Source organism: Phyllobacterium sp. 0TCS1.6A (assembly GCF_026420825.1).
Lineage (GTDB): Bacteria > Pseudomonadota > Alphaproteobacteria > Rhizobiales > Rhizobiaceae > Phyllobacterium.
In genome coordinates, this window is record NZ_JAPMAB010000007.1 from 190,851 (window position 1) to 205,023 (window position 14,173).

14 protein-coding genes are annotated in these 14,173 nt (G+C 62.8%); 5 read left to right on the forward strand and 9 right to left on the reverse strand.

Going from position 1 to position 14,173, the window contains the following annotated elements; translation table 11 throughout:
- Positions 1 to 21: 21 nt before the first annotated feature.
- Both OSJ75_RS16195 and OSJ75_RS16200 read right to left on the reverse strand, forming a co-directional pair.
- Positions 22 to 1,155 carry a glycosyltransferase family 4 protein gene (locus OSJ75_RS16195; RefSeq protein WP_250018186.1) on the reverse strand — a complete coding sequence of 378 codons (1,134 nt, stop codon included), beginning with the start codon at positions 1,153 to 1,155 and terminating at the stop codon, positions 22 to 24.
- 8 nt (positions 1,156 to 1,163) lie between these two features.
- Positions 1,164 to 1,730 carry a polysaccharide biosynthesis/export family protein gene (locus OSJ75_RS16200; protein WP_267228742.1) on the reverse strand — a complete coding sequence of 189 codons (567 nt, stop codon included), beginning with the start codon at positions 1,728 to 1,730 and terminating at the stop codon, positions 1,164 to 1,166.
- Positions 1,731 to 1,895: 165 nt separating this feature from the next.
- Here OSJ75_RS16200 and OSJ75_RS16205 point away from each other — a divergent pair, with 165 nt between their 5' ends.
- Positions 1,896 to 4,058 carry a GumC family protein gene (locus OSJ75_RS16205; protein ID WP_267228743.1) on the forward strand — a complete coding sequence of 721 codons (2,163 nt, stop codon included), beginning with the start codon at positions 1,896 to 1,898 and terminating at the stop codon, positions 4,056 to 4,058.
- Here OSJ75_RS16205 and OSJ75_RS16210 read toward each other — a convergent pair.
- Positions 4,047 to 5,168, reverse strand: a complete 1,122-nt coding sequence (locus OSJ75_RS16210) for a GNAT family N-acetyltransferase (RefSeq protein ID WP_267228744.1) — start codon at positions 5,166 to 5,168, stop codon at positions 4,047 to 4,049. The two genes, OSJ75_RS16205 and OSJ75_RS16210, sit on opposite strands and share 12 nt — an antisense overlap.
- 160 nt (positions 5,169 to 5,328) lie before the next feature.
- Here OSJ75_RS16210 and OSJ75_RS16215 point away from each other — a divergent pair, with 160 nt between their 5' ends.
- A complete protein-coding gene (locus OSJ75_RS16215) occupies positions 5,329 to 6,348 on the forward strand; it encodes a polysaccharide deacetylase family protein (protein ID WP_250018177.1) in 1,020 nt (339 codons plus the stop codon).
- Between the two features lie 140 nt (positions 6,349 to 6,488).
- Positions 6,489 to 7,283, forward strand: coding sequence for a class I SAM-dependent methyltransferase (locus tag OSJ75_RS16220; protein WP_267228745.1), 795 nt, complete (start codon positions 6,489 to 6,491; stop codon positions 7,281 to 7,283).
- 8 nt (positions 7,284 to 7,291) lie between these two features.
- Here the strand turns inward: OSJ75_RS16220 and OSJ75_RS16225 are convergent, their stop codons facing one another.
- Complete coding sequence (locus OSJ75_RS16225; RefSeq protein ID WP_267228746.1) at positions 7,292 to 7,507, reverse strand: DUF2842 domain-containing protein; 216 nt, start codon at positions 7,505 to 7,507, stop codon at positions 7,292 to 7,294.
- Positions 7,508 to 7,721: 214 nt separating this feature from the next.
- Between OSJ75_RS16225 and OSJ75_RS16230 the strand changes: the two genes are divergently transcribed.
- Together OSJ75_RS16230 and arsK are read left to right on the forward strand one after the other, a co-directional pair.
- Positions 7,722 to 8,807 carry a COX15/CtaA family protein gene (locus OSJ75_RS16230; protein ID WP_250018164.1) on the forward strand — a complete coding sequence of 362 codons (1,086 nt, stop codon included), beginning with the start codon at positions 7,722 to 7,724 and terminating at the stop codon, positions 8,805 to 8,807.
- 87 nt (positions 8,808 to 8,894) lie between these two features.
- A complete protein-coding gene (gene arsK, locus OSJ75_RS16235; protein ID WP_267228747.1) occupies positions 8,895 to 10,106 on the forward strand; it encodes an arsenite efflux MFS transporter ArsK in 1,212 nt (403 codons plus the stop codon).
- On the opposite strand, the gene OSJ75_RS16240 is transcribed toward arsK, so the two are convergent.
- The 5 genes from OSJ75_RS16240 to rplM all read right to left on the reverse strand — a co-directional run bounded on the left by OSJ75_RS16240 (position 10,095) and on the right by rplM (position 13,970).
- Positions 10,095 to 10,946 carry an aminoglycoside phosphotransferase family protein gene (locus tag OSJ75_RS16240; RefSeq protein WP_267228748.1) on the reverse strand — a complete coding sequence of 284 codons (852 nt, stop codon included), beginning with the start codon at positions 10,944 to 10,946 and terminating at the stop codon, positions 10,095 to 10,097. The two genes, arsK and OSJ75_RS16240, sit on opposite strands and share 12 nt — an antisense overlap.
- Positions 10,939 to 11,874: an N-acetyl-gamma-glutamyl-phosphate reductase gene (gene argC, locus OSJ75_RS16245; RefSeq protein ID WP_267228749.1), complete on the reverse strand. Its 936-nt coding sequence runs from the start codon at positions 11,872 to 11,874 to the stop codon at positions 10,939 to 10,941. The genes OSJ75_RS16240 and argC overlap by 8 nt, the downstream gene beginning before the upstream one ends.
- A 71-nt stretch (positions 11,875 to 11,945) precedes the next feature.
- The gene (gene speB / locus OSJ75_RS16250) at positions 11,946 to 12,902 is read right to left on the reverse strand and encodes an agmatinase (RefSeq protein ID WP_250018156.1); all 957 of its coding nucleotides are present in this window, start codon (positions 12,900 to 12,902) and stop codon (positions 11,946 to 11,948) included.
- Between the two features lie 124 nt (positions 12,903 to 13,026).
- On the reverse strand, positions 13,027 to 13,503 hold the full coding sequence (gene rpsI, locus OSJ75_RS16255; protein ID WP_250018146.1) for a 30S ribosomal protein S9: 477 nt from the start codon (positions 13,501 to 13,503) through the stop codon (positions 13,027 to 13,029).
- 2 nt (positions 13,504 to 13,505) lie between these two features.
- Positions 13,506 to 13,970, reverse strand: a complete 465-nt coding sequence (gene rplM, locus OSJ75_RS16260; RefSeq protein WP_250018145.1) for a 50S ribosomal protein L13 — start codon at positions 13,968 to 13,970, stop codon at positions 13,506 to 13,508.
- Positions 13,971 to 14,173: the final 203 nt, after the last annotated feature.

Here is a 14,173-nt window from a genome sequence, read left to right on the forward strand (position 1 = left end):
GAGCCTAATTATTTGCTACAATTACGAGTTGAGAGCTTCGTAGTACTCGCTTTCCATCCGCGCTGCCATACTGTTCACGCTGAAACTCCGCTTCAGGGTCGTGATATCCGGCAGGTGACGCTGAAATGTATCGGGATCGGCGAGGAGTTCCAGCATTTTCGCGGCCAGGCGGTCTGCGTTGGGTTCGATCAGGGCGGGGGAGTCCGCGCCGAGTATCTCGGGAATGCCGCCGACACGGCTGGCGATGACCGGGCGTCCCGCCGCCAGTGCTTCAAGGAGGATATAGGGGAGGGATTCGGCGCGGGACGGAATGACCACCACCCGCGCCAGCTGAAATGCGTCGCGCGCCGCCATGGGCAGGCGAAATTCGATCGCGGCTGCCCCGCCGGCATTTGCGCTTTGCATCAGGCTCGTGCGGTCGCGGCCGTCGCCGACCATGATGCCGGTGAGCCGCCGCCCGCTTGCCTGCCCGGCCCTTGCCAGCGCGTCGATGAAGATATCGGGGCCCTTGAGATAGCGCATCTCGCCGATGAAGAGAAAATCCGCCGCCGGGTCGTTTGCGGGCAGAGGCTCGAAGTCACGCTCGGCAAGGCCATTGTGGATGAGCACCGAGCGGCAGCGCGGCTCGCCGACCTTGCGGATATAGGTCGCCCGTTCGAAGCCGGAGACGAAGATGATCCGGTCCGTCATCGGCTCGATCCAGCGCTCGATGGCGAATATCGCCCGCCCGGTCAGCTTGCCCGCATCATAATGCAGGCTGCCGCCATGGGGCGAATAGAAGCGCGCGGTGCGATTGCCGGTCCAGCGGAGCCAGGTGCCGAAAAGCCGGGCGTAGACGCCGCCCTTGGCGCCATGGCCGTGCAATATGTCCGGCCGCAATTTGCCGATCAGCCTGTAGGTACGCAGCGCCGCCAGCACATCGCCGGGACCGACCCTGCGCCGCATCTCGACCCGTTGCAGGCCGAGCGCCAGTTTCGGCTGCAGGTCCGCCAGCCTTTGCTCCTCGAAGGCGCTGCCGGTCGTGGCATCGCAGACGACGCCGACAATGTGCCCGGCGGCGATCTGGGCATCGATGAGATCGCGAACATGGCGAAACACGCCGCCAACGGGAGCCCGGAAGCAGTGGACGATCCGCAAAGGGGCGTTCGGCGACATTGCCGGCTTCAGAAGAAGCGTTCGCGCACGTAAATCGTGTCGCCCGGCAGGACCTGTTCGGAGATGGTGACGCGGCCCGTCAGGCTTTCCCCGTTGATCTGCCTCGTCACATCGACATTTTCCTGGTTGGCGCGCGGGCTGAAGCCGCCGGCCGCCGCTATGGCCTTCTGCGCCGTCATTCCCGGGACGTAGGAATATTGCCCGGCCGCGCCCACTTCGCCCATGATGAACAGGGGCCGGTAGCGGTCGACCTCGACGGCGATGTCGGGATCGCGCAGATAGCCCTTCTTCAGCTTGTCGGCGACAGCCGCCTCGATCTGCTGGATGGTCTTTCCCCGCGCCGGGACGCTGCCGATCAGCGGCACCGAGATATAGCCTGCCTGGTCGACACTATAGGTGTTGGTAATGCCCTCCTGCTCGAAAACGGTCAGGCGGATACGGTCGCCGGCGTCGAGCAGGTAGGGCTTGTTGATGGCCTCGTTGAAGGCCGGCGGGGCAGGGCGGTAACTTGCGCAGCCGCCAAGCACAATGCAGAGCGCGCTGATGGAGGCCAGGAATATCTGTTTTCTTACCACGTATTTGGTCCCAACAACGGCACGAGCCTACGATTCTGTCGCCGTATTATCATTTCATTAGGGTTAATGGCTGGTAAAGGCGGGCATCCGCAACCGACGGATGAATTTAACGGGCTAGTTACCATAAGCGTTTACCCTTGCAACGTTCGATTTGGGAGTACCCGCATGCCTCAGGCCCGTTCCACCGGTGACGACGTCGATATCGATATGGGCGCCTTGTTCGCCAGCCTGGGGCGCAACTGGCGCCGGATCGCCGTCGGCACCCTGCTGGTGACGCTGGCGGCCTTCGTACTCCTCTCGGTGATTTCGCCGCGATACCGCGCGGAAACGCGCATTCTCATCGAGGCGCGGGAATCGGTATTCACCAAGCCGGCGGCGGAGCAGGGCGATGGCGGTCCGATCCTCGATCAGGAAGCGATCAAGAGCCAGGTGGAGCTGATCGCCTCGCCGGACAATCTGCGGCGCGTCGCCGGCAAGCTCAACCTCGCCACCAATGCCGAGCTTTCGGCGGCCATCGAGCCATCGGCGCTGAAAAGGCTGATGATTTCGGTCGGGATCGCCAAGGCGCCCGATGCCGATACCAGGCAGGACTATATCGTCCAGGCAATGCGCGATCGCCTCCTTGTCTACAGCGTGCAGGAGTCCCGCGTCGTCGTCGTGCAGTTTTCGTCGAAGAGCCCGCAGCTCGCCGCCGATATCGCCAACGCCATCGCCGATGAATATATCGCCATGCAGCAGGCGTCGAAATCCGACGCCAATGCCGATGCCACCGGGTGGCTGCAACCGGAAATCGATGATCTGAGCAAGCGCGTGCGCGAGGCCGAAGCGAAGGTTGCAGCCTATCGCAGCTCGTCGGATCTTCTTATCGGCCAGAACAATGCCGTCCTCGCGACCCAGCAATTGTCCGAGCTCTCTTCGGAACTGTCGCGCGTGAAGGCCAATCGGGCCGCCGTCGAGGCGCGGGCGGAAGGCGTTCGCGCCGCGCTCGCCAAGGGTGCCGCGCCGGAGACGCTTCCGGATGTCATCGCATCGCCGCTGATCCAGCGCCTGCGCGAGCGGCAGGTCCAGCTCAATAATGACATTGCGGACCTTTCCGCCACGCTGCTGAGCGGGCATCCGCGCATCAGGGCGCTGCGGTCGCAATTGGCCGATCTCAACGGGCAGATCCGCCAGGAGGCGCGCAAGGTGCTTGCCAGCCTCGAAAACGAGGCGGAGACGGCGCGGCTGCGCGATGCCGAGTTGACGCGTGCGCTGAACCAGTTGAAGGCGCAGGCTTCCCGCGCGGGCGAGGAGGAGGTGGAGCTGCGCGCACTCGAACGCGAGGCGGCCGCGCAACGTCAGTTGCTGGAATCCTACCTCACGCGCTACAGGGAAGCATCGTCGCGCACCGATCGCGGCTACACCCCGGCGGATGCGCGGATATTCTCGCGCGCCGATCGGCCGCTTGAACCCTATTTCCCCAAGGTCGTGCCGATGACGGCGGCGACTTTCATCGTCTCGCTGCTGTTGCTCTGCATCGCCACCCTGTTGCACGCGCTGTTCAGCGGCGCCGCATTGCGCCCGGCACCGGTTTCATCGGGCGGGACGAAGGTTCGGCCCGAATTGCAGGATCACCCCGCCGCCGCGCTCGCGCCGGAACCGGCCGTCACCGCCGTTGCTCCTCCGGCGGCAATCGCCGAGCCGACGCCAGAACCGGTGAATCAGCCTGTGCCCCTTCCGGCGGTGGATCACTCGAACATCGCCGATGCGGCAAGCCGGCTGATGGAGAGCGGTGCGGCCCGCGCTGTCGTGCTTTCGCCGGAGGGCGATGAAGCGTCGGCATTGACCATCCTGCTCGTCCGCGAGCTTGCCGACCGGGGCGTGAAAGTCGTGTTGATCGACATGACGGGATCAGGCGAGATCGGCCGCTCCATGCTCGACGATGCAAGCCTCCCCGGCATCACCAATCTGCTCGTTTCGGAGAAGCACTTCAGCGACGTCATCCATCACGACAATTATTCGGAGGCCGAGGTGATCCCGCTTGGCGATCATGATCCCATGCAGGCGATGCAGGCGGCTGGACGCCTGCCCATGATCCTCGGCGCGCTGCAATCGGCCTATGATCTCGTGATCATCGATGCCGGCGAAGCGAGCGTCGCAGAGTTGAAGCCGCTATTGGCCGAGGGGACGGAAATCGTCTTCAGCATCGTCGATCCGGACCATAAGGTCATCGGCGACATGGTTGCCGACATGCACCGCGTCGCCATGCCGGACCCGATCCTGCTTGCGCCTTTCGAAGCGGCAAGGCTGGAAGCCAAGGCCGGGCGGATCGACGTTTCAACGCCGTGACAGCAGCGCACGCAGCCGCTTCACCCGCGGCCAAAGGGCGTCATTCGTCTTGATGCCGCGTATGAGATCGGCACGCAGGTTGCGCCAGACGACATAAAGGCGGCCCTTGGCGGTCAAGCCGATATTGGTGTCGTAGGTCGGCGTCAGCAGGTCGGCCCAGCTGCGCTTGTAGGGCTCGTCGCCGACGCCGAAACTATAGATCGCCAAGCCCGCCTCGCAGCTGGATTTGATGTCTTCGAAGAAAAGGAAGGCGCCGGGGCTCGCGGAGGAAAGCTCGTCCTGCGCCAGCCCGATGAAATCGATGAACACGGTGTCGTTGCTGAACGATTTGCCCATGACGGCACGATATTTGCCGCCGACTTCAAGCGCCTTCACCTCATAGCGCGGCGGCGTCTGCCCGGCACCGGCGGCGAAGAGCTCCTCGAAGAAGTCGCGCACGCCGGCCGGTGCATAGGTGTTCCTGATGCCCGCCCTGGCGAATTGCTCCTGCTTGAACGCAAGATAGGAACCGACCATCTCACGCGCCTCCTGCGCGGTGTCCGCAACGACGAGGCGGTGGCCGCCTGCGGCAGTGAAATGGTGCTGGCTGTTCCTGTGGTTCTTGCGCTTCTTCTTGCCGCTCGATCGTTGAAGCAAGGCATCGAAGCCGCCGCCAAGCGAGATGGCAAGGCTGACATTCGGATTGGGGCGGACGTTCAACCGCAGCAGCGGGTTGGGGACGCCGTGCAGTTCCGGCAATTGCCGTTCGACGAGCAGGGCATCGATGTCCGGCCGCGCGCGGTGCAGGGCCGCAAGCAGTGCCTGCAGGTCCTCCGTTGCGACCGTCGCATCGGGCAGCAGCGCCGGGAAATTGCAATTGGCATGTTTGCCGCCGGGCAGGGCAGCAACGCGCACTGTCCCATGCCTGTGGATCGCAAGGGGTAGGATCAGAACCGGCCCGCTCTCGTCCCTGAGAAGCGCCAGCACGCAATCCGCATTGACATGCCCGCGCCACAGGCGGCACCAGGCCTCGGTCTGGCTGCCGCCGGCAATGCTGCGGCCGGCGACCTTTGCCCATGCGGCAGCGATTTCGGCTTCATTTGCAAGGATTTCAGCCTTCAGACGACCCATCGAGGAGATATCCGCTTTCCATGTGGCGCAGGCCGCTGGCCTCGTTGATCAACAATATTTAAACAATTAGATTGCATGACTGGTGCTCTGCCGGATTTCCAGCTTAACGTGAATTGGTGAAGGAATGGTCCACGCGGCCGACTTGGTACGAAAGGCCGTGATGCGGCTTGCCTGGCATACCGGCTTCGCCTCCCATGCGCGTGCCCGGTATGGCGGGCTGGGCTGTATCGTCATGCTGCATCGTGTCCGGCCGGATTGCGTCAGCCCGCTCGGCGTCACCCGCTCGCTTTCGATCACGCCCGACTTTCTCGATACGGTGCTCTCTTCGCTAAAAGAAGAGGGAACCGAGTTCATCGCGATGGATGAAATGAGCGAGCGGCTGTCGCAGGGAGCGCGCCCCGGGGCCGGACGTTTCGTCGCCGTGACGCTCGACGACGGCTATGGCGACAATCTCCACCACGCGCAGCCTGTATTCCAGAAGCACAATGTGCCCTTCACCATCTATGCCGCACCGGGCCTCGTCGAGGGTGCCGCCGTGCTCTGGTGGGAGGTGGTGGAGCAACTCGTCGCGCGGTCGGAGCATGTGCGCATACCGGGAGGGCCGGAATGGCGCTGCCGCACCATGTTGCAGAAACGCACCGCCTTTCATGCGCTGATGCGCCATTTCTCCTATGTGCTCTCGGAAGTCGAGCAATTGCCGGTGCTGCGGCAGATGTGCGCCGAGGCGGGCATGATCTGCGGCGTTGCCGCCGAGCGCGACGTCATGAGCTGGCGCGAGCTGAAACAGATCGCCGGCGACCCGCTCTGCACGATTGGCGCCCATACCGTGCACCACTACAATTTGAGGAAGCTGCCGCCGGAACTCGTTTCCATCGAGATGGAACAGTCGGCGGACATGATCGAGGACAGGCTTGGCAAGCGGCCCCGGCATTTTGCCTATCCCTATGGATCGGTGAAGGCGGCTGGCCGCCGCGAGGCGCGGCTGGCGGCCGAACTGGGCTTCGTTTCCGCGGTGACGACGCGCCACGGCACGATCCATCCCGAACACCGCGCCAGCATGTTTTCGCTCCCCCGTATCTCCATCAATGGCCGGTTCCAGAAACTGGTCTACGCCCAGACCATGATGAGCGGCGCCACGACGCCCATGGCCAATGCGGGCAGGCGCGTGATTCAGGCCTGACCGCCGATCGATCCGGGCTCTCGCCGGTATAAAGACCCTCGAGCTGCGTCGAGGGGACAGGATCGTCGCGATCCGTCTTGCGGCATGCCTGCGTTGATGACCAGCATGCGCCACCTTGGACGAACGGACGGCGGGGGACCATGCTGAAGCAGGTGGGGAATGCAGCGTCAAGCGAAGCGGCTTCCAAGCAGGATCCGGATCGGCTGGCGGAGGCCTGGAAGCTCGTCTGGGCCAATATTCATGGCTGGGTGGGCGATCGCATCATCCAGATATTGCAGTTTACCCGCGAATATCACGACGAGATGGACATTCGCGGCTCGATCGGCGAGATCGGCGTCCACCACGGCAAGCTTTTCTTCCTGCTGGCCTCGCTGGCGCGCGCCGACGAGGACTGCGTCGCGATCGATCTCTACGAGAACCAGGTCAAGAACCTCGACCACAGCGGCAAGGGCTCGCTGGAAATATTCACCGGCCATCTCGACACGCTGTTTCCGCAGATGAAGCGCCAGGTGAAGGCCGTGGCGGCGGACAGCATGTCGCTGACGCCGTCGAACGTGCGGGACAAGCTCGGCGTCGACAAGATGCGGCTGTTCTCCGTCGATGGCGGCCATACGATCATGCATGTCGTCAACGATCTGTCGATTGCGCAGGAATTGATCGTGCCGGGCGGGATCATCATGCTCGACGATTTTCTCGGGCCGCTCTGGCCGACGGTCACCGAGGGCTATTTCGAATATATGCGCACCGCGAACCGCCGGCTCGTCCCGTTCCTGAGTTTCCAGAACAAATTGTTCCTGACCACCTATTCAGAAGGGCCGGAAGTGCTGGCGAAACTGCGGGCCAGCCTCGATCGCATGGTGGGCAAGGAGATTCATTCCGGAAAATGGCGCTATTCCGCCTTGAATGGCCACCAGATACTGTGTTTTGCGCGCTGATCTGACGATCAGGCCTTGGTTCTCGGCGGTTTTTCCATCCAGCTGATGATGAACATGGCCGGAACGACCCAGAATATGCCGGTGCCGAAGAAATAAAGAAGATGGATCCAGGGGCTCGAATCCGCCAGCAGCGCAACGGCGAAGACCGTGGCGACGACCGCATAGATGCAAACGAGCGCGACGAGAAAAAAGGTTCCAATGAGTTTCTTGAGCCTGACGCGCATGGTGCCTCCTTTTCTCGGAAGCTTCCGAGCCTTGCACCACCGTCTAGCGGGTAAATGTGGCCGCGAAAAGTAAAAAAGCCCGATAGCGCGTCCAAACGCGACGGCGTGTCGCGTAGCTCTTGCTTGTCTTCGCCCGGTTAATGCGGCACCTATCCTGCATTCTGAACCAGTGCCGCTTGATCGACGATCGATTGCCGCGGCGGCGGAGTTTGCCATGAGTGCACATAGTCTTCCCCATGCCGGAGCGGCCGCAACGCGGGACAGCGTTGCCCGCAACCGCCGTCACATAAGGCTATGGCTCTATCTCGTGCTGCTGGTCCTCGCGGCGATCGTTTTCGTCGGCGGCGCCACGCGCATGACCGGCTCGGGCCTTTCCATCACCGAATGGAAGCCGATCCACGGCGTCATTCCGCCCATCGGCGAAGCGGAATGGATGGAGGAATTCGACAAATACCGCCAGATCCCGCAATATCAGCAGATCAACAAGGGCATGAGCCTCGCCGAGTTCAAGCAGATATTCTGGTGGGAATGGGCGCATCGCCTCCTGGCGCGTGGCGTCGGCTTTCTCGTCGCCTTGCCGCTCGCCTTCTTCTGGCTGACGGGGCGGCTGGAGCGGGCGCTGAAGCCGCGCATGGTCGGCATTCTCGCCCTAGGCGGATTGCAGGGCGCCGTCGGCTGGTGGATGGTGGCTTCGGGCCTCGTCGATCGCGTCGATGTCAGCCAGTATCGCCTTGCGACGCATCTGACGCTCGCCTGCATCATATTCGCGGCCGTGATGTATGTGGCGCGGGGACTGGCGGAATATACGGATGTGCCGGCAGACAGGCCGGTCCAGCGCTTCGCCGGCTGGATGGTTCTCTTCATCTTCGTGCAGATCTATCTTGGCGCATTGGTGGCAGGGCTCGATGCCGGCCTGACCTATAATACCTGGCCGCTGATGGACGGCGCGCTGGTGCCGGGCGATCTTCTGCCGATCCAGCCGCTGTGGCACAATTTCTTCGAAAACCCGAAGACAGTGCAGTTCGTCCACCGCTGCTTTGCCTATTTCGTGCTGGTCATGGCCGCGTGGCATGCGGTTTCAACGCTGCGCCAGGCACCCGACACGACGCATGCCCGCCGCGCCGTGCTCTTTGTCGTACTCATTGCGATGCAGGCCGTTATCGGCATCGCCACGCTGCTGCTGATGGTGCCGATCGAGCTTGGCCTGCTGCACCAGCTTTTCGCCATTGTCGTGCTGGGCTTTGCCGTCGCCCACTGGCGCGCGACCAAAGGCGCCTATCCGGTCGGGAGCGCAGCCTGAACCAGGCGATGTAGCTGGTTTCCGTGCGAGACTCAGTTTATTTGTTCCGATGGCCATCATGCCATCATCACCGTGCCGGAACATGAAATGAATCTCAGCGCAAGGCGTTCGCTGGCCGCGGTAACAGGCCTTGGGGTCACGCAGATCATCGGCTACGGCACGCTGTTCTACAGTTTCAGCATCCTTGCGCCGGAAATGGGCCGGGATTTCTCGCAATCGCGCGAATGGCTCTTCGGCATCTTCTCCGGCACGCTGCTGATCGGCGGGCTGGTCTCGCCCTGGTCCGGCCGCTGGGCGGATCGTTTCGGGGCAGGGCGGGTCATGGCCCTCGGCTCGCTGGCAGCGGCGGTATCGCTCGCGCTTTGCGCAATTGCCGACCAATGGTTGCTGTTTGCCGCCGCAATGATCAGCACGGGCCTTGCGACGCCCTTTACCCTTTATAACACCGCATTTGCCGTGCTGGTGCAGGTCGATCCGGCGGCAGCGCCGCGCAGGATCACCTATCTCACCCTCATGGGCGGCTTCTCCTCGACCCTGTTCTGGCCGCTGACGAGCCAGTTGCTCGGCAGCCTGACCTGGCAGGGCATCTTCCTCGTCTACGCGGCGCTGCACATCTTCATCTGCCTGCCGATCCATTACTGGCTGTCCTTGTTGACGCGCCGGACCGATGCGGTGGTGGAAGGCACGTCGTCGCCGCGCTCGGAGACGCCGGGAAGCGTTCCGGAACACAGCCGCGACGCGATCCTCATGCTTATCGCCGCCGCCTTCGCCCTGACCAGCTTCGCCCTGTCCTCGCTGCTCATCCACATGGTGCCGGTATTCGTCGCCATCGGGCTTGGCGCCGCCGCCGTCTATTTCGGCACGATCTTCGGCCCGTCGCAATTTGCGAGCCGCCTCATCAACATGCTGCTCGGGCCGAGGTTCTCGCCGATGACGGTGGCGATGTTCTCGACCGCGTTGATCCCGCTGGCATTCGTGGTGCTGCTGCTGGCGCCGCCGATACCGCTCTACGCCGCCGCCTTCATATTCGCGCTGCTCTTCGGCATGGGTTCGGGACTGAACAGCATCGTGCTCGGCACCTTGCCGCTGTCATTGTTCGGCTCGCTCGGTTACGGCCAAATCCTCGGAAGGATCACGTCCATCAGGCTGATCGTGTCGTCGATAGCCCCCTTCATCTTTGCCTTCTTCCTCGAACGGTTCGGTCCGCATCTGGCGCTTGGCGTTGCCACGGGCGCGGGCCTTGCTGGCCTTGCCATCTTCGTCCTCGTCGCCGCGATGATCCGGAAATCAGAGATGTGAGGCCAGCGCGTCCCGGAGGCTGCGGGCCACGCCGAGGCTCCGCGCCTCTTCTTGCCCGTTGCCGTCTTCGGCGTGCCAGGAGGCGGAGAGACAGGCATGGGCAATGCCGAAACGCAGCAAATCCTTGGCGTCGCGACCCAGTCTTTCGGCAAACATCTGCGCGATCCGGCCATTCCTGACGGCGCTCGACCGCAGATCGTCGCGCTCCAGCGGGTTGTAGAACATGTTCGCCACGTCATAGGCGCTGTCGCCGATCAGCCCCTTTGGATCGATCGCCAGCCAGCCGCGCGGCCCATGCAATATGTTCTCATGGTGGAGGTCGCCATGGAGCGGCCGTGGCACCCGGGTCTCGGCAAGGAGCCGGTCAGCAAGCGCGGCTGCATCGGTGAAGGGCGTGGCGAGCCCTTGCTTCCTGTCGCGGTCGGCGCGCTTGAACAGGCTGTCGAACTGTTGCCGCAAGGGCGGAAGTTCGTCCGAGGGGCAGCGATCGCTTGCCGTCTGGTGAAGCTGGAGAAACACGTCGCAGAATATCGCGCTCGCCTCGTCGTCGCCATGCTCGTTCAGATGGTCGAGCAGGCTGCGGTCTCCGGCATATTCAAGCAGGAGATCGCCATTCTTGCGCGCAAGCAGGCGGATACAGCCGTTTCCGTCGCAGAAATCGAGGAAATGCACGCCGTTCAGCTCCTCCTTCATGCCTATCCGCGTCAATTGCTTGACGACTGCAGGTTCGCCGCCCGGCAGCCGCACGCGCGTGACGCGGCCGGTAACGGTCCTGGCCAACAGTTGCGGGTCGGACAGGCCCCATTCCGCTGGAAACGGGGCCGGCCGGCGCTCAGGCATTTCCCAGCATGAGGTCGAGGTTCTGCACGGCGGCGCCCGAAGCGCCCTTGCCGAGATTGTCCAGCACGGCGACGAGATTGACGAGGCCCTGGCCCTCGGTGCCGAAGACATGCAGGCGCATGATGTCGGTATCCTTCAGCTCCTCGGCATCGAGACGAGGCAGGGCGGCGCTGACATTCAGCGGCACGACCTCAACGATCTCCTGTCCCGCATAATGCGCTTCCAGGGCGGCGTGGATGTCAGCGAGGCTGGGCGCGCCTTCGAGATCCTCGATATGCAGCGGCACCTGGACGATCATGCCTTGCGCGAAACGGCCGACGCTGGGGCTGAACAGCGGCTTGCGGGCGAGATCGCCATGGACCTGCATTTCAGGAACATGCTTGTGCTTCAACGGCATGGCATAGAGGAAATGATGGGCGCGGATCGGATCGGGGTTGGCGGGGTCTTCCATCTGGCCGATCAACTGCTTGCCGCCGCCGGTATAGCCGGAAACCGCGTTGACCGTTACCGGATAATCCGCCGGCAGGATTCCGGCGTCGCGCAACGGCCTGATGAGGGAGATCGCACCCGTCGGATAGCAGCCGGGATTGGCGACCAGCCGGGCGTCGCGGATCTTTGCCCGCTGATCCTTGTTCAGTTCGGCGAAACCATAGGCCCAGTCGGGATCGACGCGATGCGCCGTGGACGTATCGATGATCTTCGTCGAATTGTTGCCCTCGAGCATGGCGACCGATTCTTTCGCCGCATCGTCGGGCAGGCACAGTATGGCGACATCCGCCTGCTTGAGATAATCCGCGCGCATGTCCCTGTTGCGCCGCTCGGCTTCCGGTATGGACAATACGTTGAGGTCGCTCCGGTCGCCCAGGCGCTGGCGGATCTGCAGGCCGGTCGTTCCGTGTTCGCCATCGATGAAGATTTTCGGTTTCATGACATATCCTTGAAATTCAGCTGGTTATCGACGCAAGTCGATTCAATCCGGGAGGAAGTTGAATCGGTGTCTCAGCGTCGTCGGCTTGCCTTCTTCTCGGCGAGGAGCCCCAGATAATACATGGCGATCGTGGCTCCGGCGATGGCGGTAACGTCGGCATGATCATAGGCGGGCGCCACTTCGACCACATCCGCGCCGACGATGTTCAACTCCGCAAGGTGGCGCAGCACCGAAAGGATTTTCGCCGATGACGGCCCGCCGGCGACCGGAGTGCCGGTACCGGGCGCGAACGCCGGGTCCAGGCAATCGATATCGAAGGTGAGATAGACGGGCATGCCGGCCGTGCGCTCGATGATCTGGTCGGCGATCTGCCGTGCCGAAAGCTCTTCCACCTCGTAGCCATGCGTGATCTTGATGCCGAAATCCTCCGGCGCATGGGTGCGGATGCCGACCTGTATCGAATGTTCGGGGTCGATGATGCCGTCGCGTACCGCCCGCCCGACAAACGAGCCGTGGTCGATGCGCTTGCCGTCATCGTACCAGGTGTCCTGGTGCGCATCGAACTGTACCAGTGCGAGCCGGCCATATTTGGCCGCATGCGCCCGCAATATCGGCCAGGTGACGAAATGATCGCCGCCGAGCGACAGAAGGAATGCGCCGCTGCCGATGAGCCGATTGGCCTCCTTCTCGATGGTGGCGGGCGTCTTCTGGTGATTGCCGTAGTCCAGCAGGCAATCGCCATAGTCGATCACCGCCAGCTCGTCGAAGAGATCGCGCGAAAAGGGATATTGCGGGTCATTGTCGAAGATCGCCGAGGCGCGCCGGATCGCCTGCGGGCCGAAGCGCGCACCGGGGCGGTTGGAAACGGCGGCATCGAAGGGAATGCCCCAGACGACCACATCGGCGCCCTTCACATTCTTCGAATAGCGCCGGCGCATGAAGGAAAGCGCGCCCGCATGGGTAGGATCGGTGGCAGCGCCGGTCATGGCGCGCGCCGTGAAGGCGTTGTCGATGGTCTTCGATGGCATCGAGTTTTCTGGCTCCGGGGAACTGTCGGCATTCGCTCAGCGGCGAAGCTACCCTAAACGCTGCTCTTGGCAACAAAAAAGCGGACCCGAAGGCCCGCTTTTTGCTCTGTCAGTCGGAAGCGGATTAACGCTTCGAGAACTGGAACGAGCGGCGGGCTTTCGCCTTGCCGTACTTCTTGCGCTCGACGACGCGGCTGTCGCGCGTCAGGAAGCCACCCTTCTTCAGGACGCCGCGAAGCGCCGGCTCGAAGTAGGTGAGGGCCTTGGAAATACCATGGCGCACTGCGCCGGCCTGGCCGGAAAGACCGCCGCCTGCAACGGTGGCGATGATGTCGTACTGGCCGGCACGGTTGGCGGCGACGATCGGCTGCTGCAGGATCATCTGCAGGACCGGACGTGCGAAATACTTGCCATATTCCTTGTCGTTGATCACGATCTTGCCGGAACCCGGCTTGATCCAGACGCGAGCAACGGCGTCCTTGCGCTTGCCGGTGGCATAGGCGCGGCCATGGGCATCGAGCTTCTGGACGTGGACGGGTGCGGCAGCCTGGGTCGAGGCAGCGGCAGTGCCGAGATCTGCGAGCGAATTGAGCTCAGCCATGTTTATGCGCTCCTTTTGTTCTTGGCATTCAGTGCGCCGACGTCGAGGACTTCGGGAGACTGAGCTTCATGCGGATGGTTGGAACCGGCATAGACGCGCAGGTTCTTCATCTGGCGGCGTCCGAGCGGTCCGCGTGGAACCATGCGCTCGACGGCCTTTTCAACGACGCGCTCCGGGAAACGGCCTTCGAGCAGCTGACGTGCAGTGCGCTCCTTGATGCCGCCGGGATGGCCGGTGTGCCAGTAATAGGTCTTGTCGGTGTACTTCTTGCCGGTGAAGACAACCTTGTCGGCATTGATGATGATGACATTATCGCCATCGTCGACATGCGGCGTGAAGGTTGCTTTGTGCTTGCCGCGCAGGCGGTTGGCAACGAGAGTGGCGAGACGGCCGACGACGAGTCCCTCGGCGTCGATCAGGATCCACTTTTTCGTCACTTCTGCCGGCTTCTGTGAGAAGGTAGCCATTGTGTTCGTCCTTGAGATCATCCTTCGATAAGGAAGGCTTTTCTTGTTGCTTGGGTTGCCCGGATCACCTGTATCCGCACAACAATGAAAAGCGGCGGGAATACCCACCGCAGTCTGGCGTTTCCAATAAAGCCACTTTTGCACGAGGTCAAGCGCTCATTCACCCGTATGAAGCGAACGACGCCAGTAAAATCAACAGGTTA

What these genes read in the sequence shown, in the direction of transcription:
- OSJ75_RS16230 (WP_250018164.1), top strand. Translation starts at nt 7,722, where the DNA reads ATGAGTGCACATAGTCTTCCCCATGCCGGAGCGGCCGCAACGCGGGAC.
- OSJ75_RS16205 (WP_267228743.1), top strand. Translation starts at nt 1,896, where the DNA reads ATGCCTCAGGCCCGTTCCACCGGTGACGACGTCGATATCGATATGGGC.
- rpsI (WP_250018146.1), bottom strand. Translation starts at nt 13,503, where the DNA reads ATGGCTGAGCTCAATTCGCTCGCAGATCTCGGCACTGCCGCTGCCTCG.
- OSJ75_RS16195 (WP_250018186.1), bottom strand. Translation starts at nt 1,155, where the DNA reads ATGTCGCCGAACGCCCCTTTGCGGATCGTCCACTGCTTCCGGGCTCCC.
- OSJ75_RS16215 (WP_250018177.1), top strand. Translation starts at nt 5,329, where the DNA reads ATGCGGCTTGCCTGGCATACCGGCTTCGCCTCCCATGCGCGTGCCCGG.
- OSJ75_RS16210 (WP_267228744.1), bottom strand. Translation starts at nt 5,168, where the DNA reads ATGGGTCGTCTGAAGGCTGAAATCCTTGCAAATGAAGCCGAAATCGCT.
- OSJ75_RS16225 (WP_267228746.1), bottom strand. Translation starts at nt 7,507, where the DNA reads ATGCGCGTCAGGCTCAAGAAACTCATTGGAACCTTTTTTCTCGTCGCG.
- rplM (WP_250018145.1), bottom strand. Translation starts at nt 13,970, where the DNA reads ATGGCTACCTTCTCACAGAAGCCGGCAGAAGTGACGAAAAAGTGGATC.
- speB (WP_250018156.1), bottom strand. Translation starts at nt 12,902, where the DNA reads ATGCCATCGAAGACCATCGACAACGCCTTCACGGCGCGCGCCATGACC.
- OSJ75_RS16240 (WP_267228748.1), bottom strand. Translation starts at nt 10,946, where the DNA reads ATGCCTGAGCGCCGGCCGGCCCCGTTTCCAGCGGAATGGGGCCTGTCC.
- argC (WP_267228749.1), bottom strand. Translation starts at nt 11,874, where the DNA reads ATGAAACCGAAAATCTTCATCGATGGCGAACACGGAACGACCGGCCTG.
- arsK (WP_267228747.1), top strand. Translation starts at nt 8,895, where the DNA reads ATGAATCTCAGCGCAAGGCGTTCGCTGGCCGCGGTAACAGGCCTTGGG.
- OSJ75_RS16220 (WP_267228745.1), top strand. Translation starts at nt 6,489, where the DNA reads ATGCTGAAGCAGGTGGGGAATGCAGCGTCAAGCGAAGCGGCTTCCAAG.